The following is a 25,685-nucleotide window of genomic DNA, read 5'->3' on the forward strand; positions in this document are numbered from 1 at the left end:
ATCCCCGCACCCCACGGAAAGGAAGAGTTAGTTATGCCGGATTTCTGGAGCCTGCGCCGCATCCGCACCTATCTGGCCACGCAGAGGCGCTTCGAGCCCTACAGCGCCGTTGACGCCATGGTCGAGGAGGTGGGCGGCGCGGACATGCCTCCCGAGGGCACGTACCTGACGATCTCCGCCTTCGGGTTCCGGGCGTCGGCGGGCGGCAAGACGGGGCTCGCCGCTCTGAAGGTGATCCACCAGAAACACCCGGTCGCGATCCACGCTCTGTATACGTACCTGGCCGCGATGGGTGTGCTCGTTGCCCTGGCCCTCGCCTCGTGCCCCCCGAGGTAACGGGCCGATGAGGAGCCCATTCCACAACAGGCCGGTGCTCTCAAACTACGAGCGCAACATGCAGCGGATTATGCACCCTCCCAAGCCGACTCTCCGCGATCAGTTCTGGAGTGCCTGCTGGTGGCTTCAAAGGCAGTGGTGTCGGCACGTGACGCAGCGTGAATTGCATCGGCGGCTGGACGGAGCACGCCTAATGGTTGGGGCGGCACGCCCGCCGGAGTGGGACGCGCCGGAGTACGCCAAGCGCTCGCTCCAGCGTCTCGCGGTGGATTTCAACAGGTGGCAGCAGAGCGAAGCGACCTCTACGCACGGGCCCATTCCGGGGCCCGGCGAGCGGGGTGGCTCTTAACGGACTTCCGCCATCGGCGGGGACCACCCGGGGCGCCGGTACTCCATCACGGCCGGCTGTTCAACCGATGGCGGAGCCCAGTCCGTGGCGACGGACGGGCACCCCCCGCGCCCAGCAGGGTCCGGGGTCGACGACAGGAAGGAGGTCGCGATGCCCGCGATCACCGAGATGAATGAGACAGACGAGCCGGAGGCCATCGAGAGCGACACCGAGAGCGCCGAGCAGCCGGGCGAGACCCCGGCCGGGGGTGGGGGCGACCAGGGCGACTCGGACGCCGCTGAACCACTCGACGCATCCGCCTAGCTGCTCAGGTAGAGCGGTATCCCCAGATCGTCCGCCCCGGCCGTGGCGTGCACTCGCTTCGACACTCCCCCGAAGCGAGTGATCCGGCCGGGGCGGACCCCAGGCCCCCCACGCAGTCATCCAACTTGGCCTTGCAGGAGGAGCACGTGCCCACCCACCGCTTAGCCGTACGGAACTTCCTCGGCGGCCCCGGACTCGCCCCGGACGACCTGACCATGGTCTTCCTCATGCGCGAGGACGACGACGACGCGCCCCGCCCTATGCCGACCCTCACCGTGCGGGAGGTTCCGGGCACTATCAGGACCCTGGAGTCCTTCGGCGTGAAGTCGGTGAAGATCTTCGCTGGGTCTCGCGTCAGGGACGCTCGCGCCTCCCAGGGCGCGGCCCCCACGGGACTGATGGCCCGTTCGATTCGGGCGGCGAAGAAGGCCGCACCCAGCGTTGCTGTGATGACGGAGACTTGCGTGTGCTCGCACAGCGACTCTGGCGAGTGCTGGCTCGCAGACGGACGTGGCGCCATGGACCTGGAGGAGACGACCGAAGTCATGGCCGCCCAAGCAGTGATGCAGGCCGATGCCGGCGCGGACATCGTCGGCCCGGCCGCGATGATCCCCGGCTCCGTGCGCGCGGTTCGCGAGGCTCTTGACGCCGCCGGGCACAAGGACGTGGCGATCATGCCGCATCTGATCTTCGAGTCCTCGCTCTACGAGGGGTACCGGGCCACCATGGAGGCCGTCCCCCGCTCGGGAGCGCGGGCCTTCCAGATCAGCCCCCGCCAGCCCGAGCAGGCTGTCCACCTCGCGCGGCAGATGGTCGAGGAGGGCGCGGACATGATCCTCACCGAGCCCGCGCTCCACACCGTGGACACCGTCGTGCACCTCAAGAACAAGCTGCCCGTTCCCGTCATGCCGTTCTCCGTCAGCGGCGAGTACCTGCGCCTGACCGATCGCCGACCGGACGGCGAGCGCGACATGAGGGGGCTGATCGAGGCATACACCGTCCTCAAGCGGGCGGGAGCCGATCGGATCATCACTTACGGGGCTCTGGAGATCGCCCGGGAGCTTAGGGCCTCCTGATCGCGGCCAGGATGTCGGCCGCTCCCTGGGCCAGCAGGTCGGCGGCGACACAGGCGCCAACCTTCTCCGGGTCGTCCACCGGCCCGGACCCTGCCCCGGCCACCTGCGTCGCCCCGTCCAGGGAGGTGACGGCGGCAGATAGGTGCAGCAACCCGTCCGACTCCACCCGCCCCCACGCCCCGACCGGAACCGAGCACCCGCCATGAAGTTCTGCCAGCAAGGCGCGCTCAGCACGCACGCACGCGTCGACCTGTGGATCTCCAGTCCCCGCCAGGAGTCGAGCGGCAAGGGACCCGGCCCGGACCTGGATGCCGAGTGCGCCTTGCCCTGGAGATGGTGGAAAAACGAGCGGGTCGAGTACTTGGTGCACCTCGGGCATCAGGTCCAGCCGGTTCAGACCAGCCGCCGCGAGCACAACCGCGTCGAAGCTGCCCTTGGTGGCCCGCGCCAGCCTTCCCGGCACATTGCCGCGGATTGGCACGACGTGCAGGTCTGGCCGGAGCGCAAGGAGCTGGGCCACGCGACGGGGGGCCCCGGTCCCTACGCGAGCCCCCTGCGGCAGGCCGTCGAGCGTGGCACCACACAGCACGTCCCGTACGTCCTCACGCGGTCCGGGCGTGGTGAGCAGCACCGTTCCCTCGGTGACGGTGGTGGGGAGGTCCTTCAAGGAGTGCACGATCACGTCGACTCGGCCCGTGACCAGCGCCTCTTCTTGATTCGTGGAGAAGGCACTCCCGCCGGCCGTCTTTGCCACCTCGGCCAGAGTGGGCGTGACGCGGTCCTGGTCACCGCCTTCGAGGATGATCTCGCGCTTGAACTGGACGCCCGGGACCTGTTCCGCGAGGGGTGCGAGCCACTCCGTGACCTGGGTCCTCGCCAGCTTGCTCGCCCTGGAGCCGATGCGCAGCACGTCGCTCATTCGGGTCAACTCCTCGCCATATACGGCATGTTGACGCCCCATCGTACTTGCACCAGAACCATGCAGTTTCCGACAGATTGTCACCAAAGGAGAGAAGCCCTTGATCGCCCCTTTGCGCATCGGCGCCCGCGCCTCGCTGATGTCCCTGGCCCAGTCCGCGCCGATCCTCGCAGCACTCGCGCCGACCCCTATGCTTTTGCGCCCCTTCCCTAACGAAGGAGGTGACCGCGAGGAGAACCGCGCCCCCTTAGAGGAGGAAGGCGTGTTCTCGCAGGGGATCGAGGCCGCGCTCCTGGCCGGGGAGATCGACGTCGCAGTCCACTGCCTCAAGGACGCACCGTCACACGACACTCCGGGCCTGACGATGGCCGCCTACATCGACCGCGACGACATCCGTGACTGCCTCGTCACCCGCGACCCCGAACTCCGCCTCGACACACTGCCCCTCGGCACCACCGTGGGCACGGCCTCCGTACGCCGCACCGCCGCACTGCGGGCCTACCGCCCAGACCTGAAGATCACCCCCCTCCGAGGCCCCGTCAGCGAGCGCCTGCGGGCACTGTTCCAGCACGACGTGGATGCCCTGATCGTCGCCTCGTGCTCCATGGAACGTCTCGGCCTTCGCCACCGGATCGGCGAGCGAATCAGTCCCGAAATCCTCTGCCCCCCGCTCGGCGCCGCGATCATCGCCCTCCAGACCCGCGAGGACGACATGGAGACCCGCAAGCGAATCTCGAAGCTCCATGACGCGGAGACCGAGGTCGAAGCCGAGACCGAGCGCCTGGTCCTGCGGCAGATGGGCGGGTTCTGCAACGCCCCGCTCGCCGGGTACTGCACCACGAATGACGACGGCAACACCGTCACCTACACCGTGCGGGCCCGAGCCTTCTCTGCTGCCGGAGACACGGCCATCGACATCCGTGCCACAGGAGAGGACGCCACAGCAACAGCCATGGAGGTTTGCCGGAAACTCAAGACCCACAGCGGCCTGGAGATCGGCAAGGCGGCATGAGGAGGGTTTGTGTCTCGCCCTAGCAACTACCACAACGACCGACTGCGTCCCATCGAAACCAGTGTGCCGACGGCTCGTAGCGCAACCGATGAGGAGCAGGACCGAGCGGCTATGCGGGCCGCGGGCTACGCCCGGTCATGGGCCGATTGTCTCGTCCTCCTTGACGCTCTCGGCCTCGACCCCGAACGGCTCCTCAACATCGCTCGCCAGCGTCGCTGACGACATGGTCGGCGGGGGCGCGGCGGCCACCGCGCGCCGAGTGAATGAATCGATCGGCGACCGCCACATACGACAGCGCCCCCGGCCGATGGCCGGGGGCGATCTGTGGGTCTCGTCAGGCGGCTTCGCTGAGCTGCGCTTCAGAGTCCTCAAGGTAGGACCGGACCCGTGCGTAGCGCTCCGCGCTCCAGTCGGGCGAGGTGGCGAGCTGGTCTGCAACCCAAGCGGCGATTGCGGCCTCGATCTGCTCCTGCTGCGTGCTCACGTGGTTACTCCTTGTGAAAAGCCCAGGTAGGGACTACCGGGTTGTCTTCATCTACTGGCACCAGTGGCAGCTGCTGTACCCGACGCTGAGCAGCACCGGCACCCCGCGCTCGCGCGCCTCGGCGAACGCCTCGGGCGACCAGGGCCACCAGTCGACGGGGTTGTCGGCGTGCTGGAGCAGATACGGGGACGTCTCATGGACCAGGCGGTTCGACATGCGCCCATCCTCCCCCACCGGCGCCTTGATCCGTCGGCTCCCTCGCGCCGACGCGCGGCAGGCGGAACACTTGACACCACCGGCACACTCGACCAGGACTCATGTCGCACCGGACGCTCTCGGAGGGGGACCACATGCGGGACGGCCATCGGGCGGAGGCCGAACGGCTGTTGGCACGCGCGGTCGAGGAGGAGGTGCGCCGCTCCGGCGGCCGGGCCGACGCCGACGCGCTGCTGACCCGCGGCCGGGCGGCGCTGGACGCGCTGGCCGCGAGCGCGCGGGAGGAGTACGCGGCGTACACCCGGGCGCTGGACGAGGCGCGGGCCGGGCAGCCGACGCTCGGCGCGCTCTTCGCGCGCGAGAAGGCGGGCACGGCCTTCCTGGTCACCGCCGTCGCGGCGGTCACCGCCACCGTCGCCGACGCGGCGCTGGGGACCGGCGCGGGGCCCGCGGTGGGCGCCGGGGCGGCCGTGGCCGTCGCCGGGGCCGCGGCCACCGTCGTCCGCGTCACCGCCGCGCACTGGCCGGCCGCCCACCGGCGCGCGGGCGAACTCGGCCGCCCCGGCGGCGCCGAGCAGCTGCGGCTCCAGTGGCTGACCGCCCTGGACGTGCGGGGCATCCGCCCGTTCCTGGACCAGCAGCGCATGACGGCCCCGCCGGTGCGTACCGGCAAGAAGACGAGCACCTCCGTCCCCACCCAGCTGCGCGGTACGGACAAGAGCGCGGCGGCCCGGCGGCGTTCGGTCCTCGAGCAGTCCTTCGCCCATCTGCCCGAGCCACGGGAGCCGTTCGCGGGTCGGCGCGCGGAGATCGCCCGCATCGCCCAGTGGGTGCACTCGGCGCGCGCGGCGACCGAGACCCGCCCCACGGTGGTGGTGCTGCACGGCCCGGCGGGCGTGGGCCGCACCACGCTGGCGGTCCGGGCCGCCCATCAGCTGCGGGACCAGTTCCGGGGCGCCTGCCTGGTGGACCTGCGCGGCGGCGGCCCGGGCACCCAGGCCCCCCTTTCGACCCGCGAGGCGCTGCTGCATCTGCTCAACCGGCTCGGCGCGCCCCGGGAGCAACTGCTGTTCCGAGATGGGGTCTCCTCTGCTCAAGCGGAGTCGAGAGCTCGGGGAAGGTCGTCCGCCGACCAGCAGGTGCGCCGCCTCGCCGACCTCTACCACCAGCATCTGACCGGCCTCGCCGTCACGGTGGTCCTGGACGACGCCGTCGACGCCGAGCAGGTGCGCACCCTGGTGCCCGAACGGTCCGACAGCCTGGTCCTGGTGACGGCCGCGCGGCCGCTGGAGCTGCCCGAGGACTTCCCCGCCTGGGTGCACCACCTGGCGGTCGAGCCGCTGGACGAGGCGGGCGCGGAGGAGCTGCTGCGCGCGTCGGCCCAGGAGGACGCCAAGGAGCCGTACGACGGCCAGGCGGCCGTTGCCGTACGGGAGTTGTGCGGCGGGCTGCCGCTCGCGCTGCGCGTCGCGGGCTCCTCGCTGGGCCCGCGCGACGCCCGGACGCTGGCGGCGGACCTCGGGGCGTACGGCCCGGTGGCACCCGTGGAGCGGGCCCTGTGGCTGCGCTACACCGACCAGGGCGAGCCCGCGCGCCGGCTGCTGCGGCGCCTCGCGCTCGCCGGGCGGGCCTCGCTGGGCGCGGCGGCCGCGGCGGCGCTGCTCGCCACCGGGGAGGCGGAGGCGGCCCGGCTGCTGGCCGACCTGGCGCGGGCGGGCCTGATCGACCGGGTCCGCGCCGACCGCTACCGGCTGCACGACACCGTACGGGCGTTCGCGCGGGAGCGGCTGCTCGACGAGGAGGAGGCCGCGGAGCGCACGGCCGCGCAGGAGCGGCTGATCCAGAACTACGCGGACCTCGCCGACGCGGTGATCCGGATGGTCGACGGCAAACTCTCCACCCGGGCCGGGCAGTTCGGCGGCCACGGCTTCACCTCGCTGGACGCGGCCCTGCGCTGGCTGGACGACGAGTCGAGCTTCATCACGGCCGCGCTGCGCGACGCGGAGGACGTGAACCAGCAGGCCGTGCTCAACCTGCTGGGCGCGCTCTGCGACTACTGCCTGCTGCGCGGCGACCTCTACCGCCTCGGCGAGATCAGCGAGCTCTCCCAGGCCGTCGACCAGGGTCTGCTGGAGCGCTCGGTGCGCTGGCGCACCGGCATCGCGGCCCGTCAGCTCGGCGAACTCGACACCGCCCGCACCACCCTGACTTCGGTGGTCGGCCTCTACCGGGAGGCGCAGAACGACGCGGGCGCCGCCCTCGCGCTCGCCTCGCTCGGCATCACCCTGCACCACCAGGGCAACCTCACCGAGGCGGCGGCGAAGCTGCGCGAGGCCATCGACCTCCAGGCCGCGCCCGAGCAGGACGAGGACCGGGCCTGGTCGCTGCACGCGCTGGCGGCCGTCGAACGCGATCGCGCGAACCTGGCGGACGCCCTGACCCTGCTGGACACGGCCCTCGCCCTGCACCGCGAGGGCGAGTCGCTGCACGGCGAGGCGTGGACCCACTTCCAGCTGGGCCAGGTGTTTCTGCGGATGGGCGAGGTGGCGCGCGCGGAGGAGGCCCTGCGCACCGCGCTCGACCTGTACGGCCGCACCCGGGACGGCCGCGGAGAGGCCTGGGCGCTGACCCAGCTGGCCCGTGCCCGTCTGGTGGACGGCGATCCGTCCCCGGCCGTCGACGGACTGCGCCAGGCCCTCTCGCGCCACCGGGAGCAGGAGGACGCGCGGGGCGAGGCGTGGACGCTGTACTACCTGGGGCAGGCCCTGGAGGAGGGCGGCGACCGCGACCAGGCGGTCCGCGAGCTGGAGCGGGCCCGGACGATGTTCTCGCGCATGCGGGACGTGTACGGCCTGGCCTGCGCCCGCCACCACTCGGGCCGGGTCACCCGCGACCAGCGCGCCGCACAGACCGGCAACCTGCGCAACTCCGGCTTCGCCCGCCAGCTCCTGGTCGACGCCCGCGCCGACTTCCACCGGATCGGGGTGGCCCACGGCGAGGCCTGGACCTGTCTGGAGCTGGCCCTGATCGACGCGGGCAACAACCGCGCGCCCCAGGCGCTGCGGCTGTGCGACGAGGCGGTCGAGCTGTTCGACTCCTACGGGGACCGCCGGGGCGGCGACTGGGCGCGCTTCCTGCGCTGCACTTTGCTGCCGTACGCCTCGGCGGGCGGCTCGGAGATCGGAGTCGCGGTGGCCCAGGAGGAGCTGTCCCAGCTGATCCGCGCCCCCCACCCGACCCGCGACAGCAAACTGGAGGACTGCGCGGAGGCGTACGCGCTGATGCTGGAGCGGGGCGTGGAACTGGAGGCCAACTGGCAGGCCTGGCACCTGGGCCTGGTCCCGACCCGCCACTCCCGGGAGGTGATGGGGGTACCGGTAGGGGCGGAGCGCTAGACCCCGCGACCACGCGTGGGGGGGGCGGGCCCCAGTCCCCCAGGGGGGCACGAGGGCAGCCCCGAACCTGCCATCGGGGCCGCCCCGCCCCCCTGGGGGCGCGGGGAACTGCGCGACCGGCACGGGCCGGGCCCGAACCTGCCGCCAGGGCCGCCCCCAACCCCCTAGGGGCGCGGGGAACTGCGCGACCGGCCACCCACAACCCGCGGCCGACCCCACACCCCAGCCTCCCTCAGACCTTCTTCGCCCCACCCTCGCCGGAGGCGGAAACAGAGGCGGGGGCAGAGGCGGGGGCAGACGCAGACGCGCCCGGGTCGGGCGCCTCCTCGAAGTCCACCTTCCCCATGTGCCGGTTCATCGACTTCATCAGCAACCACACCCCCACGGCCAGCGCCGCGAAGACGACGAACCCGAGAACCCCGGGCGTCACCTTGTCGTTGTCGATCTCCTTGGCCAGCGGGACCAGGTGCGTCAGTGCCAGGCTTGCGCTCATATCAGGCATTCTCGCGCACACCCGCGAAGAGGTCGTCCTCGGGGAGGGAAGTGTCCACGAGCGACTTCGCCAGCTCGTACTCCTCCGTGGGCCAGACCTCCCGCTGGATCTCCATCGGAACCCGGAACCAGCCGCCGTCGGGGTCGATCTGCGTGGCGTGCGCGATCAGCGCCTTGTCGCGGATCTCGAAGAAGTCGTCGCACGGAACGTGCGTGGTCAGCGTGCGCTCGACCCGCTCGAACTCCTTCCAGCGCTCCAGCCACTCCGCGTACGGGGACTCCATCCCGCGCTCCAGCAGCGCGTGGTGCAGCGCCAGCGTGCGCGGCTTGTTGAAGCCCTGGTTGTAGTACAGCTTCTGCGGCTGGTAGGCCGGGCCGTACTCCTCCTCCGGGAACTTCTCCGTGTCGCCCGCCCCGTCGAACGCCACCATGGAGATCTTGTGGGTCATGATGTGGTCGGGGTGCGGATAACCACCGTTCTCGTCGTACGTGGTGATCACCTGCGGACGGAAGGCGCGGATCTTGCGGACCAGCTCCCCCGCCGCCCGGTCCACGTCCTCCAGGGCGAAGCAGCCCTCCGGCAGCGGCGGCAGCGGGTCGCCCTCCGGCAGCCCCGAGTCGACGAACCCCAGCCACTCCTGCTTGACCCCGAGGATCTCGCGGGCCTCGTCCATCTCCTTCTTGCGCACCTCGTGGATGTGCTCCTCGATGTACTTGTCGCCCTGGAGCTTCGGGTTGAGGATGGAGCCGCGCTCGCCTCCCGTGCAGGTCACCACCAGCACGTCCACCCCCTCGGACACGTACTTCGCCATGGTGGCCGCGCCCTTGCTCGACTCGTCGTCGGGGTGGGCGTGCACGGCCATCAGTCGCAGCTGCTCAGTCAAGACAAGATCCTCAGTGATTCGGCGCCCTGGGTGTCGCCCTCCGTGATCCGGCGCGTCGGGCGGCTTCTATAGTGACCGAATCGGGGGGCGGAAAATTCCGGCACCCCCAGCAGCAGGAGGACGACCATGGCCGCGGCAAGCCGACCGCTTCCCGAGGGGCGCTACGGGCGCACCGCGGACCAGCGCGCCGACCGCAAGCTCAAGATCATCGGCTCGGTCCTGGGCGTCGCGCTGCTCGGTGTGGTCGGCTGGATCGGCTACGACTACGTGGGCGGCCAGTCCGTGTCCGCCGAGGTCATCAAGTTCAAGGTGGTCTCCGCCAAGGCCGTCGAGGTCCATCTGGAAGTGCGCAAGGACAGCGGCGAGACCGGTGTCTGCACCCTGCGCGCGCTGGAGACCGGCGGCGACGAGGTGGGCCGCAAGGACGTGCGCTTCGAGCAGAAGAAGAGCCGGATCGACGAGCTGATCACCGTGCAGACCACCGAGCGGGCGACCGCGGTCGACCTGGTCGGCTGCAAGTCGCTCTGACCCGCACCACCCGCACCACCGGCACCACGCGGCCCGAAGCGTCCGCCCGGCCCGGTGTGCCCCGCCGGGCGACGCCGCCGTATCGTCCCCGCTGACCTGCGCCGACGAATTCCCCACGGTTTTCGTCCTCCCCTACGCGCCCTGAATTGTTAGGCTCGTGGTTTCGCCCGCCCGAGAAGGCACATCCTTCCGGGTAGGGCGATGCGCTTGTATTCCCAGTACCGACGAGGAGCACCTGTGACCCAGACCAGCGACAACGTCACCTGGCTGACCCAGGAGGCGTACAACCAGCTCAAGGCCGAGCTGGAGTATCTGTCTGGTCCCGCGCGCACGGAGATCGCCGTAAAGATCGCGGCGGCCCGTGAGGAGGGTGACCTCCGGGAGAACGGCGGGTACCACGCGGCCAAGGAGGAGCAGGGCAAGATGGAGCTCCGGGTCCGCCAGCTGACCCAGCTCCTCGAACACGCGAAGGTCGGCGAGGCGCCCGCCGCGGACGGCGTGGTGGCCCCCGGCATGCTCGTCACCATCGCCTTCGACGGCGACGAGGACGACACCCTGGAGTTCCTGCTCGCCTCCCGCGAGTACGCGTCGACGGAGATCGAGACGTACTCGCCGCAGTCGCCGCTCGGCTCCGGCGTCAACGGCAAGAAGGTCGGCGAGGACGCCCAGTACGAGCTGCCGAACGGCCGCAAGGCCTCGGTGAGGATCCTCGCGGCCACGCCGTACACGGGCTGAGCCCCGCCCCGCGGAACGTCGAGCCCCCGGCGGCCCTCTTCCAGGGCCGCCGGGGGCTTCGCCGTGTGCGTCAGGCGGTCGCCGAGCGGTACTTGCGGACCGCCAGCGTCCGGAACACCACGATGATCAGCAGCGACCAGAGCAGCGAGGCGATCACCGGGTGCTGCATCGGCCAGGCGTCGGACGGCACCACGCCGGGGTTGCCGAAGAGGTCGCGACAGGCCTGGACGGTCGCGCTGAACGGGTTCCACTCGGCGACGTGCCGCAGCCACGGCGTCATCCCCGAGGTGGCGACGAAGGCGTTGGACACGAAGGTCACCGGGAATAGCCAGATCAGCCCGCCGGAGGTGGCCGCCTCGGGCGTACGTACCGTGAGGCCGATCAGGGCGCCGATCCAGGAGAAGGCGTACCCGAGCAGAAGCAGCAGCGCGAACGCGCCGAGCGCCTTGGGGATGCCGTGGTGGACCCGCCAGCCGACCAGCAGACCGACGACGGCGAGCACCACCACGGTGAGCGCCGTCTGCACCAGATCGGCCAGGGTGCGGCCGGTGAGGACCGCGCCGCGGGCCATGGGCAGCGACCGGAACCGGTCGATGAGTCCCTTGTGCATGTCGTCCGCGATGCCCGCGCCCGCGCCGGCCGTGGCGAAGGTGACGGTCTGCGCGAAGATGCCCGCCATCAGGAACTCGCGGTACCCGGCGGGGTCCAGGGAGCCGCCGATGCTGACCGAGCCGCCGAAGACGTAGCTGAACAGCACGACGAACATGATCGGCTGGATGAGGCCGAAGATGATCATCTCGGGGATGCGCATCATCCGTATGAGGTTGCGCTGGGCGACGACCAGGGAGTCGTTGAACGACTGGACGACTCCGCCGCGCGGCTGCGGGGCGGTCAGGCGCGGGGTTTCGGCGACGGCGCTCACTTGGCGTCCTCCTTCTCGTCTTCTTCCTTCTGTTCGGCCGCGTGGCCGGTGAGGGAGATGAAGACGTCGTCGAGGGTCGGGCGGCGCAGCCCGATGTCGTCGATCTCCACTCCGCGGTTGTCGAGCTCGCGGATGACCTCGGCGAGCAGCTTGGCGCCGCCGGTGACCGGAACGGTGAGCTTGCGGGTGTGCGCGGCGACGGCGACCTCGCCCTTGCCGAACCCGGCCAGCACCGCGCGGGCGGGCTCGATCTCCTCCTGCTGGTGCACCACGACCTCGACGCGCTCGCCGCCCGTGCGGGCCTTGAGCTGGTCGGCGGTGCCGCGTTCGATCACCCGGCCGTGGTCGACCACGCAGATGTCGTGCGCGAGGTGGTCGGCCTCCTCCAGGTACTGCGTGGTGAGCAGCAGGGTGGTGCCGCCCGCGACGAGCTCCTGGATGACCTCCCACAGCTCCTGGCGGTTGCGCGGGTCGAGGCCGGTGGTCGGCTCGTCCATGAACATCACGGGCGGCGAGACGACGAGGGCGGCGGCCAGGTCGAGGCGGCGGCGCATACCGCCCGAGTACGTCTTGGCGGGGCGGTCGGCCGCGTCGGCGAGGTGGAACCGCTCCAGCAGCTCGCCCGCCCTGGCCTTCGCCTCCTTGGCCCTCATCTGGTAGAGCCGGCCGACCATCTGGAGGTTCTCCCGGCCGGTCAGATACTCGTCGACGGCCGCGAACTGGCCGGACAGTCCGATCGCGCGGCGCACCTCGTTGGGATGCTTGAGCACGTCGATGCCCGCGACCGTGGCCCGGCCGCTGTCGGGTTGGAGCAGGGTGGTCAGGACGCGCACGGCGGTGGTCTTGCCCGCGCCGTTGGGACCGAGCAGGCCCAGGACCGTGCCCTCGGGGACGTCGAGGTCCACGCCGTCCAGAGCCTTGACGTCGCCGAACGTCTTCACCAGGCCTTCGGCATAGATGGCGCCTGGCATGTTGGGTACCCCCAGAGTCGGGTGCGATTCGTACGCAAATCCTAGGATTGGCGGGCAGCTGATGCCCGGTGAAGCTGTGGCGCAGCCCACACGCTAACGCGATGTATCGCGTTCACTCAAGGGGTTGCGCCGAAGATACGACCGCTTCGGCGCGAGGGTCAGGAGATGACCCGGTACCCCTCGGCCCGCAGCGCCGCCCCGACCTCCCGGCAGTGCTCCGGCCCCTTGGTCTCCAGATGCAACTCCACCTCCACTTCGGTGAGTCCGAGCCGCGGATCGGTCCGTACGTGGCTCACGTCGAGGACGTTGGCGTCGGCCACGGACAGCGACCCGAGGAGAGCCGCCAGCGCCCCCGGCCGGTCCGGCAGCCGCAGACGCAGGCTCAGATAGCGCCCGGCCGCGGCCATCCCGTGCCGCAGGATGCGCTGGAGCAGCACCGGGTCCACGTTGCCGCCCGACAGCACCGCCACCACCGGCCCCCGGAAGGCCCCGGGGTCGCTCAGCAGCGCCGCCACCGGGCTCGCCCCGGCGGGCTCCACGACGAGCTTGGCCCGCTCCATGCAGAGCAGCAGGGCGCTGGACAGCTCGTCCTCGGAGACCGTACGGATCTCGTCCACCAGCTCCTGGACCAGCGCGAACGGTACGTCCCCCGGCCGCCCCACCTTGATCCCGTCGGCCATCGTGGGCGCCGGGTCGATGGCCACCGGGTGCCCGGCCGCCAGCGAGGGCGGATACGCGGCCGAGGCCGCCGCCTGCACGCCGACCACCCTCACATCGGGGCGCACCGCCTTGACCGCGACCGCGATGCCCGCGGCCAGACCGCCGCCGCCGACCCCGACGACGATGGTGCGCACCTCCGGGCACTGCTCCAGGATCTCCAGGCCGACCGTGCCCTGGCCCGCGATGATGTCCGGGTGGTCGAAGGGGTGGATGAAGACCGCGCCCGTCTCGCGCGCGTACGCCTCGGCCGCCGCCAGCGTCTCGTCGACGACCGCGCCGTGCAGGACGACCTCCGCGCCGTACTCCCGGGTCGCGGCGACCTTCGGCAGGGGCGCGCCGACCGGCATGAACACCGTGGAGCGCACGCCCAGGAGCGAGGAGGCCAGCGCCACGCCCTGCGCGTGGTTGCCCGCGCTCGCGGCCACCACTCCCGCCGCGCGCTCCTCGGGCCGCAGCCCGGCGATCCGTACGTAGGCGCCCCTGAGCTTGAAGGACCCGGTGCGCTGGAGGTTCTCGCACTTGAGGTGGACGGGGGCGCCGACCAGCCCGGTCAGATGCCGCGACCCCTCCAGCGCGGTCATCCTGGCGACCCCCGCGAGCATCTTCTGCGCGCCCCGCACATCGTCGAGGATCAGGGGATGCGCGGGGCCGGGCGTACGGAAGCTCATGGCCTCAAGTCTCGCAGCTCATGGGCCCGGCGGCCGGGGCGGACCGGTTCCCCCCGGCAGTTGTCCACAGCTTTGCGCAGGGCCGGTACGCGTACCGGCCGGGCCGCGTACTCTGTCCCCCACCACACCGACCGCCGCACGAGAGAGCCCCGGCCATGCCCACTACTCAGGACATGACTTCCCATCTCGACCCAGGTCTCCTCGATGCCCTCCAGCACCAGGTGGCCGTCTTCGCGCGCCGCGCGGAGCAGACCCGTCTCGGCGGCGTCGGCCAGGTCCGCAACTCCATGGACCGCGCGGCGTACCTGCTGCTCAACAGGCTCGACCAGGAGGGCCCGATGGGCGTCAAGGCCCTCGCCGCCGGCATGGGCATCGACTCCTCGACGGTCACCCGCCAGGTCGCCCCGCTGGTCGACACGGGCCTGGTCAAGCGGACCTCGCACCCGGAGGACGGCCGGGCGGTCGTGCTCCAGCTGTCCCCGCGCGGCCAGACCCGCCTCGAAGAGGTCCGCTCCTCGCGCCGCGAGCTCATGGCGCAGGTGACCGACGGCTGGACCGAGGCGGAACGGGAGTCGTTCTGCACCCTCCTGACCCGCTTCAACTCCGCTCTGTCGGCCCGGCAGTCGGCCGCCCAGGACCCGGCGGCGCCGACCTCTTGACCTGCCGCGCGCACGGGCTTCATATGAGGCCATGCGCGAGCGGCAGACGGAACGGCAGCGCCGCGGCGCCCGCGAGTTCGAGGCGTTCGTGGCGGGCGCGGGGGGCCGGCTGCTGCATGCCGCCACCCTGCTCACCGGCGAGCCGCCCGAGCGCAACGACCGGGCCCGGCACCTGCTGACCGCCGCTCTCGCGCGGACGTACGCGCACTGGGACCCCGAACGCGGCGAGGACCCGTACGACCGCACCCGCCGCGAGCTCGCGGCCCGCTTCGCGAGCACCGCCTGGCGCCACCACCGCCACCGCGACCGGCGTCCGGGCGGCGTACTGGCCCGGCTCCCCCCGCAGGAGCGGATCGTCCTGGTCCTGCGGCTGTACGAGGGCGTGGCCGAGGAGCAGGTGGCCGCCCTGATGGGGCTGCCGGCCGAGCGGGTCCGGGTGCTGTGCACCCGCGCGATCGCGACCCTGCGCAGCGCTCCCGCGCAGCCCCGGCAGCCGCTGCCGAGGGCGACGGCGGAGGGGGTCTCGTGAGCGAGGGGGTGCCCATGACCGTGGGGATGCCGATGGGCAAGGGACAGCTGCCGGGCCAGGGGCAGCCGTTGGGCGAGGGGCCGCCGTGAGCCTGCCGGACCGCAAGGAGGCGGAGGTCCGCCGCCTCCTGGAGGGGCCGCACCCGCCCGTTCCGCCCGAACTCGCCCTGCGCGCGGCCGAGTCGGGCCGCCGTCTGCTGCGCCGCCGCCGGGCCGCGCGGCGGCTGATGTGGCTGGTGCTCGTGACGGCGGCGGTCGTCTTCACGGTGTGGGCGTGGCGGGTGCATCCGTGGGTGGCGCCGCCGTCGACGGTGGCGCCACCGGTGGAGGGGTTCTGAGGTGGGCCGAACCGAAAGATCCTCAGGGGGCCGAACCCAGGCATTCTCAGGGGGCCGAACCAAGGGGTTCCGCTCCACGCGCGCGTGAGCGGTCCCGGAGCGGGGCTCCGGGACCGCCGCGGGACGGGTGAATCGTCAGCCGAGCGCCTGCTGGAGGTCGGCCAGCAGGTCGTCGACGTTCTCGATGCCGACCGAGAGGCGCACCAGGTCACCCGGCACCTCCAGGGCGGACCCGACGACGCTGGCGTGCGTCATCCGGCCCGGGTGCTCGATCAGCGACTCCACGCCGCCCAGCGACTCGCCCAGCGTGAAGACCTTGGTGCGGGCGCACAGGTCGACCGCCTCCTGCTCGCCGCCCGCGACCCGGAAGGAGATCATTCCGCCGAAGGCGCGCATCTGCTTGGCCGCGACCTCGTGGCCGGGGTGCTCGGGCAGTCCCGGGTAGAGCACCTGCGAGACCTTGGGGTGGCGGCTGAGCATCTCCGCGATCTTCCCGGCGTTCTCGCTGTGCCGGTCCATGCGCACCGCCAGCGTCTTGATGCCGCGCAGCACCAGCCAGGAGTCGAACGGCCCGGCGACCGCGCCCATGGCGTTCTGGTGGTACGCCAGCTCCTCGCCCAGCTCCGCCGAGTTGGTGACGAGGGCGCCGCCCACGACGTCCGAGTGGCCGCCCATGTACTTGGTCAGGGAGTGCACCACGACATCCGCGCCGAGCGCCAGCGGCTGCTGGAGGTAGGGGCTCGCGAAGGTGTTGTCGACGACGAGCCTGGCGCCGACGTCCTTGGCGACGGCCGCGACCGCCGCGATGTCGGTGATGCCGAGCAGCGGGTTCGAGGGCGTCTCGACCCAGATCGCCTTCGTACGGTCGGTGACCGCGGCCCGTACCGCCGCCGGGTCGGAGGTGTCGGCGACCGACCACTCCACGCCCCACCGCGAGACCACCTTGGCGAAGAGGCGGAACGTGCCGCCGTACGCGTCGTTGGGGATGACCACGTGGTCGCCCGGGGCCAGCAGCGCGCGCAGCAGGCAGTCCTCGGCGGCGAGCCCGGAGGCGAAGGCGAGCCCGCGGACACCGCCCTCCAGGGCCGCCAGGTTCTCTTCCAGGGCGGTACGCGTCGGGTTGGCGCTGCGGCTGTACTCGTAGCCGCCGCGCAGCCCGCCGACGCCGTCCTGCTTGTAGGTGGAGACCTGGTAGATCGGGGGTACGACCGCGCCGGTCAGCGGATCCGCGGTGTTGCCGGCGTGGATCGCGATGGTCTCGAAGCTCTTGTCGAGGTGCTCGTGGCTCATGGTCCAGAGCGTAGTTCGCCGGTGGCACAGGCGGGGGCGGTCGCCGGTTGGTGAGATCCGGGTCGCGGTTTCGTGAGACCGGGGTCCGCCGTTTGTCCACAGGGCGGGACGGGAGCCGGATCCGCCCGGTTGTCCACAGGGCGGCAGGGGACCGGGGCCGACCGGGTTGTCCACAGGGTGGGGTGCGGGTTGGCCAGATGTCCGTGGGGTCTGGTTCGCTTGAGGCATGGAGATTCTCTGGATCCTGATCGCCGCGTGCATGCTGACGATGGCCCTGGGCCCGTGGGCGATGCGCCGCCGCCGGCTCGGCATCCAGCTGGCGGAGCCGGGCGCGCCGGACGCGGCGGACCCCGCGGCGTACGGCTTCGCGCGCCAGGAGGAGCTGGACGTAAGGCTGCCCGGCCCGGACCAGGACCTCCTGGACGTACTGGACGTGGTGCAGGCCACCCAGGAGTGGCGGGCAGCGTCGCAGCTGCTCGCGGGCACGCCGAAGGAGGGCGAGCTGCGCTGGCAGCGCGTCCAGGCCTTCGCGGGCGCGGCCTCCCTGGAGCTCGCGCAGCGCCCCGGCGTGGGAGGCGCGTGGCTGCGCAAGTGGCGCTCGGAGGCGCCCAAGGACGCGGGCGCCGCGCAGGTGCACGCGGAGTTCCTGGTCCAGCAGGCGTGGCGCTCCTCGTCGGCGGGCCAGGACGACTTCCGGATCATCCTGGAGGAGGCGCGCGCGGTCTGCGCGGAGGCGGCGCTGCTGGCCCCCGGCGACCCGGTCCCGTACCTCACGGAGCTCGCGGTGGCGCGCGGACTGGCCTATCCGCAGCCCGAGTTCGAGCAGCTGTGGGCGAAGGTGATCGACCGCGCGCCGGCGCACATGGGGGCGCATCTGGCGGCCCTGCACTACTGGTGCGAGAAGTGGCACGGCTCGCGCGTACTGGCGGACGAGTTCGCGACGTCGGCGGCGGCGCGGGCACCGCGAGGCTCGCTGCTGGCCGCACTGCCGCTCTTCGCGGTGTACGAACACATGCCCGACATCGTCCTGGTCACGGACTTCCACCGTACGCAGGTGGTCAGCCGCGCCCTGGAGGGCGCCCTGCACGCGGTCCACTCGGCCCGCGCAGACGACCCGGTCCTGCCGCACGTCCGCCATCTGCTGGCGTTCTTCCTGGTGCGCGCGGAGCGCTGGTCGGAGGCGATGGACCAGTTCGCCCACCTGGACGGCTATGTCGGCGCCGTGCCGTGGACCCTGTCCGAGGACCCGGCCGGGGAGTACGCGATATACCGCGCGCTGGCGGTGGCGGGGTACGAGGCGAACGGGGGGAATCCGGCGACGTTGCCGCAGTAGGGCGTGCCTGCGGCACGGCGTGGTGGCGCGACGTAACCGGCCCGGGCGACCCGGCCCGGGGAATCCCTCCCCGCGTTCGGGCGTTGCAGAGGGTGGACCACCGCCCCCCGCCCCGCCGAGGAGCCCAGCATGTTCCTGAACAGCCGTACCCCCGTCCTCCCCCAGCCCGAGGAGGCCCTCAAGGGCCGCCCGGAGCCGGAGTTCACCGTCCCCGAGCGCCACACGGTCCTGGGCAACCCGCTGCTCGGCCCCTACCCCGACGGCCTGGAGGTCGCGGACTTCGGCCTCGGCTGCTTCTGGGGCGCCGAGCGCAAGTTCTGGCAGACGGAGGGGGTGTGGACGACCCTGGTCGGCTACCAGGGCGGCTACACGCAGAACCCCGCGTACGAGGAGGTCTGCTCGGGCCTGACGGGCCACACGGAGGCGGTCCGCGTGGTCTACGACCCGGCGGTCGTCCCGTACGCCTCGCTCCTGAAACTCTTCTGGGAGTCCCACAACCCCACCCAGGGCTTCCGGCAGGGCAACGACGTGGGCACCCAGTACCGCTCGGCGATCTACACCCACACCCCGGCGCAGGCGGCGGAGGCGGAGGCGTCCCGCGAGGCCTACCAGCGCGTCCTCACGGGCGCGGGCCACGGCACGATCACGACGGAAATCCTCCCGGCGGAGGGCCGGCCGTTCTACGCGGCGGAGCCGTACCACCAGCAGTACCTGGACAAGAACCCCGGGGGGTACTGCGGGATCGGCGGGACCGGGGTCTCGTGCCCGATCGGTGTGGCTCGGGCGGAGGGCTGACGCCCGGCCTTCCCTACCGTTGTGTCGACCGGGGGCCGTTGGCCCCGGCGCGCCCCCGGCGGCCCCCGGGCGGGGAGTGGCGCTGCACCCGTCCCTGGGGGCTTGGCGGTGGCCCTTGAGGGGCCGGGGGGTGTCTGCGGGGGACCGTAGGGTGTGCGGGTGGGCATCAGTCAGGTCCTGGGGACCGATCCTGGCACGGGCGCGGCCGGCTCGACGCTGTTCGGCAGGGGGCGGCGGCCGGGGTGGCGCCTGCCGGCGGGGGTGACGCTGCTGGTGCTGCCGTTGTACGTCGTGTGGGCGCTGGTCCTCGCCACCGGTGGCGGTGACCTCGCCGCTCAGCTCGCCTGGGCCGGCTTCGCCTCCCGGCACCCGGGGTCGGCGTACAACCTCTCCTGGTACGGCGGCGCGCACACCGCCAACTACAGCCTGCTGACGCCCTGGTTGATGGCGGCGTTCGGCGTGCGCACGGTGTCGGTGGCCGCGGGGCTGTGCGGTACGTGGCTGATGGCGCTGCTCTTCGTACGCGCGGAGGGGGCCCGGGGCGGGCGGGCCGTGTGGCCCGCGCTGCTCGCGGCGGTGGCGTTGTGGTGCAACGTCGTTTCGGGGCGTACGACCTTCGCCACGGGGGTCGTCTTCGCGCTGGCCGGGTGTGTGCTGGTGCAGGGGCCAGGGGTGGAGCGGCGCTCCCCCGGGCTGGAGCGGCGCTCGCGGATGAGGCTGGTGCTCGCGGGTGTGAGCAGTGCTCTCGCCACGATGGCCAGCCCCGTCGCCGGGCTCTTCGTCGTCGTGGTCGCCGCCGCGTACTGCCTGGACCGGCAGTGGGGCAGGGCCGCCGTCCTGGGTGTGCCGCCGTGCGTGGTCGTCGGCGCCACCACCCTCCTCTTCCCCTTCGAGGGCGAACAGCCCATGGCACTGGGCAAGGTGTGGATGCCGCTCGCCGTCTGCGCCGCGCTGCTGCTCGCCGCGCCCGTCTCGCGTACCTGGCGGGTGGTGCGGCACGGCTCCGCCGTGTACGCGGTGGGAGTCGTCCTCACGTACCTCGTGGCCTCCCCCGTCGGCACCAATGTGGAGCGGCTCCTCGGGCTCGCCGGGCCGCCCGTGCTGCTCGCGGCGGTCCTCGCGCCCGGGCTCGGCAAGGTGCGGCGGGTCGTGCTGGTCGTGGTGCTGCTCGTTTCCGTCAACTGGCTGCGGGACAAGACCGCCGACGACATCCGGGTGTCCACCACCACGCCCGCGTGGGCGGTGGAGACCGACGGGGTCGTCGACGCGCTGCGGCGGCTCGGCGCGGACCGGACCCGGGTCGAGGTGGTGCCCGCCCGCAACCATCGCGAGGCGGCGGTGCTGGCCCCTTACGTCAACACCGCGCGCGGGTGGAACCGGCAGTTGGACGTGGAGCGGGGGCGGCTGTTCTACGACGGGTCGTTCTCGGCGGGGGCGTACCGGGCGTGGCTGGACCGGTGGGCCGTCGGGTTCGTCGTCCTTCACGACGGGCTGCCGGACGGGCCCGCCACGGCGGAGGCGGCCCTGGTGCGCAGCCGGCCGGAGTGGCTGGAGCGGGTGTGGGGGGACACGCACTGGACCGTGTACCGGGTGCGGGGGGCTGTGCCGCTGGTGTCGGCGCCGGGGGTGGTGGTGCGGGGGGACGACGCGTCCCTGGTCGTGCGGATGCCCCGGGCGGGGTCGGTGACCCTGCGGGTCGCGTACTCGCCGTGGCTGCGGGCGGACGGGGGGGCCTGTCTGTCCCGGGACGGGGAGTTCGTGCGGATCGCCGTGCGGCGGGCGGGGGTGTATCGGGTGGGGTCTGATTATCGGTGGGGGTGGGGGTGCTGATGGGGGGCCGGGGGGTCGTTTTTCGGGTGCGGGCTGTGGGGGCTGGGCGCGCAGTTCCTCGCGCCCCTTCAACCCCCATTCGGCCGCGGGCCGTGGGGGCTGAGCGCGCAGTTCCTCGCGCCCCTCAGGGGGACGGGTGCACCCGGGGTGCAAGGTCAGCCCCCGGCGTCGCCGCGCCCCTCAGGGGGACGGGTGCACCCGGGACGTGAAGGTCAAGCCCCCTGCCCCCCGGCGTCCCCGCACCCCCCTCAGGGGGACGGGTGCACCCGGGACGTGAAGGTCAAGCCCCCGCCCCCCGGGCCCCCTCCCCTCAGATCGTCGCCGCGTCGATCACGAACCGGTAGCGCACATCGCTCGCCAACACCCGCTCGTACGCCTCGTTCACCTCGTCCGCGCGGATCAGTTCGATCTCCGCGCCCAGGCCGTGCTCGGCGCAGAAGTCCAGCATTTCCTGGGTCTCCGCGATGCCGCCGATCATCGAACCGGCGAGGATCTTGTTGCCGCCGATGAGGCCGAACATGTTGAGGGAGTTCGGCTCCTCGGGGGCGCCGACGTTCACCAGCGCGCCGCCGGGCTTGAGGAGTGAGAGGTAGGCGCCCAGGTCCAGCGGGGCCGAGACCGTCGAGACGATCAGGTCCAGGGAGCCCGCAAGCTTGGTGAAGGTCTCCGGGTCGCTCGTGGCGTGGAAGTGGTCCGCGCCCAGCTTCACCCCGTCCTCCTGCTTGCGCAGCGTCTGGCTGAGCACGGTCACCTCGGCGCCGAGCGCGTGTGCGATCTTGACGCCCATGTGGCCGAGGCCGCCCAGGCCCAGGATCGCGACCTTCTTGCCCGGGCCCGCCTGCCACCGCTTGAGCGGCGAGTACAGGGTGATCCCGGCGCAGAGCAGCGGCGCGGCCACGTTGAGGGCGAGGCCGTCGGGGATGCGGACGGCGAAGCGGTCGCTGACCACGACGTGGGTGGAGTAGCCGCCGTAGGTGGGCTCGCCGTCGCGGCCGACGGCGTTGTACGTGCCCACGGCCTGGGCGCAGAACTGCTCCTGCCCGGCCGCGCACTGCGCGCACTCGCCGCAGGAGTCGACGAAGCAGCCGACGCCCACCCGGTCGCCGACGGCGTACTTGGTGACCTCGGAGCCCACCTCGGTGACCACACCGGCGATCTCGTGGCCGGGGACCATCGGGAAGATGGCCTCGCCCCAGCCCTCGCGGGCCTGGTGGATGTCGGAGTGGCAGATGCCGGAGTACTTGATCTCGATCAGGATGTCGTGCGGGCCGACGGCGCGGCGCTCGATGGTGGTGCGCTCCAGCGGGGCCTTGGCGGCGGGGGCGGCGTAGGCGGCGACGGTGGTCATTGCCTTGACTCCTCGGGCTTGTCGGATACGTCCACCACAGTGCCCCGGCCGCCACGTGCCACCCAGCCCCCTGTCCTTCGTACGTCCGCCGTGCGTACGCATGCTGTGCCTACCACTGGCAGGGTCAGGCTCGCGGTCGTACGACAGCGGATACGACGGCGGATACTTGGTTGTCATGGACCAGCGTGCCGAACTCAGCGAATTCCTCCGATCCCGCCGGGCCCGGCTCAAGCCGGGCGATGTGGGCCTGCCCGACTTCGGGCGGCACCGCCGGGTGCCGGGGCTGCGCCGCGAGGAGCTGGCCCAGCTCGCCGGGGTGTCGGTGGCGTACTACACCCGCCTCGAACAGGGGAACGGGCAGAACGTGTCGGCCGAGGTCCTCGACGCCATCGCGCGGGCGCTGCGGCTGACCGACGCCGAGCAGCAGCACCTCACCCACCTGGCGAAGCCGACCGCGACCAAGAAGAAGAAGGCCGGGCTCTCCCGCCAGGTGCAGCTCAGGCCGCAGCTGACGCATCTGATCGACTCCATGGAGGCGGTGCCCGCGTATGTCCTGGGCCGCCGGCTGGACCTGCTGGCCTGGAACCGGATGGCCGCCGCCCTGATCGGCGACTTCGTCTCGCTCCCGGCCGAGGAGCGGAACTTCGCCCGCCACGTCTTCCTCGACCCGACCGCCCGCGAGCGGTACCTGGAGTGGGAGGACAAGGCGGCCGAGGTGGTCGGCGTGCTGCGGCTGTGCGCGGGCTGCTACCCGGACGACCCGCTGCTGTCGGCGCTGGTGGGCGAGCTGTCGGTGAAGAGCGACGAGTTCCGTACGCTGTGGGCCGCCCACACCGTCCGCCAGAAGGGCCACGGCACCAAGCGGCTGCACCACCCGCTGGTGGGCGAGCTGACGCTGTCGTACGAGACGCTGAAGCTGCCCGAGGAGCACGATCTGTCGCTGGTGACGTACTACGCGGAGCCGGGCTCGCCCTCGGCGGACTCGCTGCGGCTGCTGGCGAGCTGGGCGGCAGCACCGGACCCGGCCCCCTCGGGTCCCGGCGGCCGCCCGGCCCCCGTCACGCCGCCGACGCGCTCCGCCTGAGCGCCTGACCGCCTGACCGCCTGACGGAAAGGGGCCGCGCCGCCAGTGGCCGCCGACGACGCGAACGGCCGCGCCCGGAGATCCGGGCGCGGCCGTTGCCGCCGTACGGGACGTACGGGGTGGTGCGCGTCGTGCGGGGTGGTGCGCGTCGTGCGGGACGGGATCAGACCGCCGAACCGGCCTTCCACGCCGACCAGCTCATGTTCCAGTCGCTGAAGCCGTTGTCGGGCGTGATGGTCTTGTCGCCGGTGTTCTTGACGACGACCACGTCACCGACGATGGAGTGGTCGTAGAACCACGCCGCCGCGGTGTTCGGGTCGCCCGCGCCCTTGGTGTCGGACAGGCCGACACAGCCGTGGCTGGTGTTGGCGCTGCCGAAGATGGACTTGGCGCCCCAGTAGTTGCCGTGGATGAACGTGCCGGAGGCCGACAGGCGCATGGCGTGCGGGACGTCCTTGATGTCGTACTCGCCCTTGCCGTCGCCGTCCGTGAAGCCGACGGTGGCGCCGTTCATCCGGGTCTCCTTGAACTTCTCGGAGATCACCATGGTGCCGTTGTACGTCTTGTGGTCGGGGGCGCCCGCCGAGATCGGGATCGTCTTGACGGTCCTGCCGTCCTGGGTGACGGTCATCTGGTGGGTCTTGGCGTCGACCGTGGAGACCTGGTTTCGGCCGATCTTGAAGGTGACCGTCTTCTCCTGGACGCCGGTGACACCCGGCTTCGCCTCGACGCCGTCGAGGTCGAGCTTCATGGTCACCGTCGAGCCGGACTTCCAGTAGTCCTGCGGGCGGAAGTCCAGGCGCTGCGCGCCGAACCAGTGCCCGACGACCTCCTGGCCGCTGCTGGAGGTCACCGAGATGTGGGACTGGACCTCCTTCTTGTTGGTGACGGCCTTGTCGAAGGTCACCGACACCGGCATGCCCACGCCGACCGTGGAGCCGGACTCCGGCGTGAAGTTGCCGATGAAGCTGTTGGCGGGCGAGACGGTCGCGAACGACGCGTTCTCGTGCGCCTGGCGGCCCTTGGCGTCCTCGGCGGTCGCCGTGATCTTGTACTTGGCGGAGCGCTTGAGCTGCTTGTCCGGCACCCAGCTCAGCCCGTCAGCGGATATCTTCCCCGCGACCGGCGTGCCCTCGGCGGACGTCATGACCACCGAGGTCAGCTTGCCGTCGGCCACCGACACCTTGGTGTCGTTGTTGATGCCGACGTTGTCGGCGCCGTTCTTGGGCGTGATGGTGATCTTCGCGTCGGAGGTGTCCTTCTCGGCCGCCTTGTCGACCTGGGACTGCGACGACTTCGAGGCGTCGGCACTGCCCCCGTCCTTGCCGTCGTCGTTGCAGGCCGACAGCAGCAGTACACCGCCGAGCACCGCGGACGCGGCCACAAGACCCCTGCGCCGCTTACTCTCCGTTATCACACGCTTCTCCATCGTTGCCGGTCCCCCAGGCCATCGACTGAACAACATAGTCACTGAAGCTGTGGTTCCCCTTCCGGGGGAGGTGTGGGAAACGCCACCCGGTCCGGGCAAACCCGGCCCCGCGACCCCTCGGACGCCACGGGCGCCAGGGACGCCACGGACGCCACGGACGTCACGGCCGCCGGCCGTCGCCCCCGTCCGCCCCTTCCTCCGCGTCCTCCCCGCCCTCCCCGTCTTCCTCGTCGTCCTCATCTTCCTCGTCGAGGTCCCAGTCCTCGTCGTCGGGGTCGTACGCGATCTCCTCACTGCTCCAGGAGGCCTGCGCCAGCTCGACCCCCGGCACCTGCGCGACCAGGTCGAACGGGTCGACCAGATACGCCAGGGCCTCCGCCTCGTCTTCCCGTACGGCGGACCGGGCATGCGCGCGTTCCTGATCCGGAAGGAGCTCGTCCGCCGCGATGCGCTCCAGGGCCGCGCCGGTCAGCGCCGCCGTGTCCTCGATCTCCAGTACCAAATCCACGCGGAGGCGGACATAGCGTGCTGTCTCTTCAGTCGTCATGCGTCGGAGCGTAGGGCTCGCGACCTCCGCGACTTTCCTGCGACCCGCTGCTTTCACTAGCATCGGCGTACACCACCAATTCGCCGTATCCACAAGGGGGATCGACTCGGTGTCCGTCGCTCGCCGGCCTCTGCTCACCGCCACCGCCGCGGGCTCGCTGCTCTGCGCTCTGTGGTTCGTCCCGTCCGCCAACGCCACGGACGAGAAGCCCCAGTCGGCCCCAGCCCGCCCGGCGGCCTCCGCGCCCGCCTCGGTGCCCGCCTCCGGGCCGGGCGCCGCGGTGGGCACGCAGACGGGTCCCGCCCTCGCCGACACGGGTTCGGTGGACACGTCCCCGTACCTCTTCGGCGGCACGGCCTTCCTGGGGCTGGGGGCCGGATTCGTCGTCTTCTCGGTGCGCAGGGCGCGCCAGCAGTACTGACCGAGGCGGTACCGGCTCCGGCGGTACCGACCGAGGTACGCGTACGTGAAGGGGCGCCCGGGAAGTTCCCGGG

General features: G+C 71.9%; 26 protein-coding genes and 1 pseudogene. 15 read left to right on the plus strand and 12 right to left on the minus strand.

Annotated elements, in window-relative coordinates:
• Positions 1–33 precede the first annotated feature (33 nt).
• From ACZ4MU_RS07440 to ACZ4MU_RS07450, 3 genes are all read left to right on the plus strand, one after another.
• Positions 34–336: a hypothetical protein gene (locus ACZ4MU_RS07440; RefSeq protein ID WP_467872126.1), complete on the plus strand. Its 303-nt coding sequence runs from the start codon at positions 34–36 to the stop codon at positions 334–336.
• A 499-nt stretch (positions 337–835) separates the two neighbouring features.
• Positions 836–988 carry a hypothetical protein gene (locus tag ACZ4MU_RS07445; RefSeq protein ID WP_467872128.1) on the plus strand — a complete coding sequence of 51 codons (153 nt, stop codon included), beginning with the start codon at positions 836–838 and terminating at the stop codon, positions 986–988.
• Between the two features lie 146 nt (positions 989–1,134).
• On the plus strand, positions 1,135–2,064 hold the full coding sequence (locus ACZ4MU_RS07450; protein WP_467872130.1) for a hypothetical protein: 930 nt from the start codon (positions 1,135–1,137) through the stop codon (positions 2,062–2,064).
• Here ACZ4MU_RS07450 and hemC (ACZ4MU_RS07455) read toward each other — a convergent pair.
• On the minus strand, positions 2,051–2,983 hold the full coding sequence (hemC, locus tag ACZ4MU_RS07455; protein WP_467872132.1) for a hydroxymethylbilane synthase: 933 nt from the start codon (positions 2,981–2,983) through the stop codon (positions 2,051–2,053). The two genes, ACZ4MU_RS07450 and hemC (ACZ4MU_RS07455), sit on opposite strands and share 14 nt — an antisense overlap.
• A 100-nt stretch (positions 2,984–3,083) precedes the next feature.
• On the opposite strand from hemC (ACZ4MU_RS07455), the gene hemC (ACZ4MU_RS07460) reads away from it, so the two are divergent.
• On the plus strand, positions 3,084–3,995 hold the full coding sequence (gene hemC / locus ACZ4MU_RS07460) for a hydroxymethylbilane synthase (RefSeq protein ID WP_467872135.1): 912 nt from the start codon (positions 3,084–3,086) through the stop codon (positions 3,993–3,995).
• Between the two features lie 334 nt (positions 3,996–4,329).
• On the opposite strand, the gene ACZ4MU_RS07465 is transcribed toward hemC (ACZ4MU_RS07460), so the two are convergent.
• Both ACZ4MU_RS07465 and ACZ4MU_RS07470 read right to left on the minus strand, forming a co-directional pair.
• Positions 4,330–4,479: a hypothetical protein gene (locus tag ACZ4MU_RS07465; RefSeq protein ID WP_467872137.1), complete on the minus strand. Its 150-nt coding sequence runs from the start codon at positions 4,477–4,479 to the stop codon at positions 4,330–4,332.
• A gap of 57 nt (positions 4,480–4,536) precedes the next feature.
• Positions 4,537–4,695: pseudogene (locus tag ACZ4MU_RS07470) on the minus strand (DUF255 domain-containing protein); the annotation flags it as partial.
• 134 nt (positions 4,696–4,829) lie between these two features.
• Here ACZ4MU_RS07470 and ACZ4MU_RS07475 point away from each other — a divergent pair.
• Positions 4,830–8,090 carry a tetratricopeptide repeat protein gene (locus ACZ4MU_RS07475; RefSeq protein ID WP_467872140.1) on the plus strand — a complete coding sequence of 1,087 codons (3,261 nt, stop codon included), beginning with the start codon at positions 4,830–4,832 and terminating at the stop codon, positions 8,088–8,090.
• A 232-nt stretch (positions 8,091–8,322) separates the two neighbouring features.
• On the opposite strand, the gene ACZ4MU_RS07480 is transcribed toward ACZ4MU_RS07475, so the two are convergent.
• Both ACZ4MU_RS07480 and mca read right to left on the minus strand, forming a co-directional pair.
• Positions 8,323–8,592, minus strand: coding sequence for a hypothetical protein (locus ACZ4MU_RS07480; RefSeq protein ID WP_467872141.1), 270 nt, complete (start codon positions 8,590–8,592; stop codon positions 8,323–8,325).
• Positions 8,585–9,466 (minus strand): mycothiol conjugate amidase Mca, encoded by an 882-nt coding sequence (gene mca / locus ACZ4MU_RS07485; protein ID WP_467872142.1) that lies wholly within the window; start codon positions 9,464–9,466, stop codon positions 8,585–8,587. The genes ACZ4MU_RS07480 and mca overlap by 8 nt, the downstream gene beginning before the upstream one ends.
• A 126-nt stretch (positions 9,467–9,592) precedes the next feature.
• Between mca and ACZ4MU_RS07490 the strand changes: the two genes are divergently transcribed.
• Both ACZ4MU_RS07490 and greA read left to right on the plus strand, forming a co-directional pair.
• Positions 9,593–9,994, plus strand: a complete 402-nt coding sequence (locus tag ACZ4MU_RS07490) for a DUF4307 domain-containing protein (RefSeq protein ID WP_467872143.1) — start codon at positions 9,593–9,595, stop codon at positions 9,992–9,994.
• 237 nt (positions 9,995–10,231) lie between these two features.
• Complete coding sequence (greA, locus tag ACZ4MU_RS07495) at positions 10,232–10,729, plus strand: transcription elongation factor GreA (RefSeq protein ID WP_467872145.1); 498 nt, start codon at positions 10,232–10,234, stop codon at positions 10,727–10,729.
• Positions 10,730–10,799: 70 nt separating this feature from the next.
• Here greA and ACZ4MU_RS07500 read toward each other — a convergent pair whose 3' ends face one another.
• From ACZ4MU_RS07500 to ilvA, 3 genes are all read right to left on the minus strand, one after another.
• Complete coding sequence (locus ACZ4MU_RS07500) at positions 10,800–11,651, minus strand: ABC transporter permease (RefSeq protein WP_467872147.1); 852 nt, start codon at positions 11,649–11,651, stop codon at positions 10,800–10,802.
• Complete coding sequence (locus ACZ4MU_RS07505) at positions 11,648–12,622, minus strand: ATP-binding cassette domain-containing protein (protein ID WP_467872149.1); 975 nt, start codon at positions 12,620–12,622, stop codon at positions 11,648–11,650. The genes ACZ4MU_RS07500 and ACZ4MU_RS07505 overlap by 4 nt, the downstream gene beginning before the upstream one ends.
• A 158-nt stretch (positions 12,623–12,780) precedes the next feature.
• Positions 12,781–14,010 carry a threonine ammonia-lyase gene (gene ilvA / locus ACZ4MU_RS07510; RefSeq protein ID WP_467872152.1) on the minus strand — a complete coding sequence of 410 codons (1,230 nt, stop codon included), beginning with the start codon at positions 14,008–14,010 and terminating at the stop codon, positions 12,781–12,783.
• A gap of 155 nt (positions 14,011–14,165) precedes the next feature.
• On the opposite strand from ilvA, the gene ACZ4MU_RS07515 reads away from it, so the two are divergent.
• The 3 genes from ACZ4MU_RS07515 (at position 14,166) to ACZ4MU_RS07525 (ending at position 15,535) form a co-directional block, all read left to right on the plus strand.
• On the plus strand, positions 14,166–14,669 hold the full coding sequence (locus tag ACZ4MU_RS07515; RefSeq protein WP_358834839.1) for a MarR family winged helix-turn-helix transcriptional regulator: 504 nt from the start codon (positions 14,166–14,168) through the stop codon (positions 14,667–14,669).
• A 31-nt stretch (positions 14,670–14,700) separates the two neighbouring features.
• Entirely contained in the window at positions 14,701–15,198 is a 498-nt protein-coding gene (locus ACZ4MU_RS07520; RefSeq protein WP_467872154.1) for a sigma factor-like helix-turn-helix DNA-binding protein, read from the plus strand.
• Positions 15,199–15,283: 85 nt separating this feature from the next.
• Positions 15,284–15,535 (plus strand): hypothetical protein, encoded by a 252-nt coding sequence (locus ACZ4MU_RS07525; RefSeq protein WP_467872157.1) that lies wholly within the window; start codon positions 15,284–15,286, stop codon positions 15,533–15,535.
• Between the two features lie 135 nt (positions 15,536–15,670).
• Here ACZ4MU_RS07525 and ACZ4MU_RS07530 read toward each other — a convergent pair whose 3' ends face one another.
• Positions 15,671–16,825 carry a cystathionine gamma-synthase gene (locus ACZ4MU_RS07530; RefSeq protein ID WP_467872160.1) on the minus strand — a complete coding sequence of 385 codons (1,155 nt, stop codon included), beginning with the start codon at positions 16,823–16,825 and terminating at the stop codon, positions 15,671–15,673.
• Between the two features lie 226 nt (positions 16,826–17,051).
• On the opposite strand from ACZ4MU_RS07530, the gene ACZ4MU_RS07535 reads away from it, so the two are divergent.
• The 3 genes from ACZ4MU_RS07535 to ACZ4MU_RS07545 all read left to right on the plus strand — a co-directional run bounded on the left by ACZ4MU_RS07535 (position 17,052) and on the right by ACZ4MU_RS07545 (position 20,783).
• On the plus strand, positions 17,052–18,158 hold the full coding sequence (locus ACZ4MU_RS07535) for a hypothetical protein (RefSeq protein ID WP_467872162.1): 1,107 nt from the start codon (positions 17,052–17,054) through the stop codon (positions 18,156–18,158).
• A gap of 129 nt (positions 18,159–18,287) precedes the next feature.
• Entirely contained in the window at positions 18,288–18,953 is a 666-nt protein-coding gene (gene msrA, locus ACZ4MU_RS07540; protein WP_467872165.1) for a peptide-methionine (S)-S-oxide reductase MsrA, read from the plus strand.
• Between the two features lie 249 nt (positions 18,954–19,202).
• A complete protein-coding gene (locus ACZ4MU_RS07545) occupies positions 19,203–20,783 on the plus strand; it encodes a hypothetical protein (protein WP_467872276.1) in 1,581 nt (526 codons plus the stop codon).
• Between the two features lie 310 nt (positions 20,784–21,093).
• Here the strand turns inward: ACZ4MU_RS07545 and ACZ4MU_RS07550 are convergent, their stop codons facing one another.
• Positions 21,094–22,131, minus strand: coding sequence for an NAD(P)-dependent alcohol dehydrogenase (locus ACZ4MU_RS07550; RefSeq protein ID WP_467872167.1), 1,038 nt, complete (start codon positions 22,129–22,131; stop codon positions 21,094–21,096).
• Between the two features lie 175 nt (positions 22,132–22,306).
• Between ACZ4MU_RS07550 and ACZ4MU_RS07555 the strand changes: the two genes are divergently transcribed.
• On the plus strand, positions 22,307–23,215 hold the full coding sequence (locus ACZ4MU_RS07555; RefSeq protein WP_467872169.1) for a helix-turn-helix domain-containing protein: 909 nt from the start codon (positions 22,307–22,309) through the stop codon (positions 23,213–23,215).
• 163 nt (positions 23,216–23,378) lie between these two features.
• Here ACZ4MU_RS07555 and ACZ4MU_RS07560 read toward each other — a convergent pair whose 3' ends face one another.
• Both ACZ4MU_RS07560 and ACZ4MU_RS07565 read right to left on the minus strand, forming a co-directional pair.
• Positions 23,379–24,644: a L,D-transpeptidase gene (locus tag ACZ4MU_RS07560; RefSeq protein ID WP_467872172.1), complete on the minus strand. Its 1,266-nt coding sequence runs from the start codon at positions 24,642–24,644 to the stop codon at positions 23,379–23,381.
• A gap of 160 nt (positions 24,645–24,804) precedes the next feature.
• On the minus strand, positions 24,805–25,191 hold the full coding sequence (locus tag ACZ4MU_RS07565) for a hypothetical protein (protein WP_467872174.1): 387 nt from the start codon (positions 25,189–25,191) through the stop codon (positions 24,805–24,807).
• Between the two features lie 109 nt (positions 25,192–25,300).
• Here ACZ4MU_RS07565 and ACZ4MU_RS07570 point away from each other — a divergent pair, with 109 nt between their 5' ends.
• Entirely contained in the window at positions 25,301–25,612 is a 312-nt protein-coding gene (locus ACZ4MU_RS07570) for a hypothetical protein (RefSeq protein WP_467872177.1), read from the plus strand.
• Positions 25,613–25,685: the final 73 nt, after the last annotated feature.

The sequence above is a fragment of the Streptomyces sp. NPDC026377 genome (genome assembly GCF_055567715.1).

Bases quoted from the DNA above. Each gene is read 5' to 3' on its own strand.
- ACZ4MU_RS07445 (WP_467872128.1), top strand. From the start codon at position 836: ATGCCCGCGATCACCGAGATGAATGAGACAGACGAGCCGGAGGCCATC.
- ACZ4MU_RS07555 (WP_467872169.1), top strand. From the start codon at position 22,307: ATGGACCAGCGTGCCGAACTCAGCGAATTCCTCCGATCCCGCCGGGCC.
- ACZ4MU_RS07520 (WP_467872154.1), top strand. From the start codon at position 14,701: ATGCGCGAGCGGCAGACGGAACGGCAGCGCCGCGGCGCCCGCGAGTTC.
- ACZ4MU_RS07505 (WP_467872149.1), bottom strand. From the start codon at position 12,622: ATGCCAGGCGCCATCTATGCCGAAGGCCTGGTGAAGACGTTCGGCGAC.
- ilvA (WP_467872152.1), bottom strand. From the start codon at position 14,010: ATGAGCTTCCGTACGCCCGGCCCCGCGCATCCCCTGATCCTCGACGAT.
- ACZ4MU_RS07550 (WP_467872167.1), bottom strand. From the start codon at position 22,131: ATGACCACCGTCGCCGCCTACGCCGCCCCCGCCGCCAAGGCCCCGCTG.
- ACZ4MU_RS07535 (WP_467872162.1), top strand. From the start codon at position 17,052: ATGGAGATTCTCTGGATCCTGATCGCCGCGTGCATGCTGACGATGGCC.
- ACZ4MU_RS07560 (WP_467872172.1), bottom strand. From the start codon at position 24,644: ATGGAGAAGCGTGTGATAACGGAGAGTAAGCGGCGCAGGGGTCTTGTG.
- ACZ4MU_RS07480 (WP_467872141.1), bottom strand. From the start codon at position 8,592: ATGCCTGATATGAGCGCAAGCCTGGCACTGACGCACCTGGTCCCGCTG.
- ACZ4MU_RS07490 (WP_467872143.1), top strand. From the start codon at position 9,593: ATGGCCGCGGCAAGCCGACCGCTTCCCGAGGGGCGCTACGGGCGCACC.
- hemC (WP_467872132.1), bottom strand. From the start codon at position 2,983: ATGAGCGACGTGCTGCGCATCGGCTCCAGGGCGAGCAAGCTGGCGAGG.
- msrA (WP_467872165.1), top strand. From the start codon at position 18,288: ATGTTCCTGAACAGCCGTACCCCCGTCCTCCCCCAGCCCGAGGAGGCC.
- ACZ4MU_RS07440 (WP_467872126.1), top strand. From the start codon at position 34: ATGCCGGATTTCTGGAGCCTGCGCCGCATCCGCACCTATCTGGCCACG.
- ACZ4MU_RS07515 (WP_358834839.1), top strand. From the start codon at position 14,166: ATGCCCACTACTCAGGACATGACTTCCCATCTCGACCCAGGTCTCCTC.
- ACZ4MU_RS07475 (WP_467872140.1), top strand. From the start codon at position 4,830: ATGCGGGACGGCCATCGGGCGGAGGCCGAACGGCTGTTGGCACGCGCG.
- ACZ4MU_RS07530 (WP_467872160.1), bottom strand. From the start codon at position 16,825: ATGAGCCACGAGCACCTCGACAAGAGCTTCGAGACCATCGCGATCCAC.
- ACZ4MU_RS07565 (WP_467872174.1), bottom strand. From the start codon at position 25,191: ATGACGACTGAAGAGACAGCACGCTATGTCCGCCTCCGCGTGGATTTG.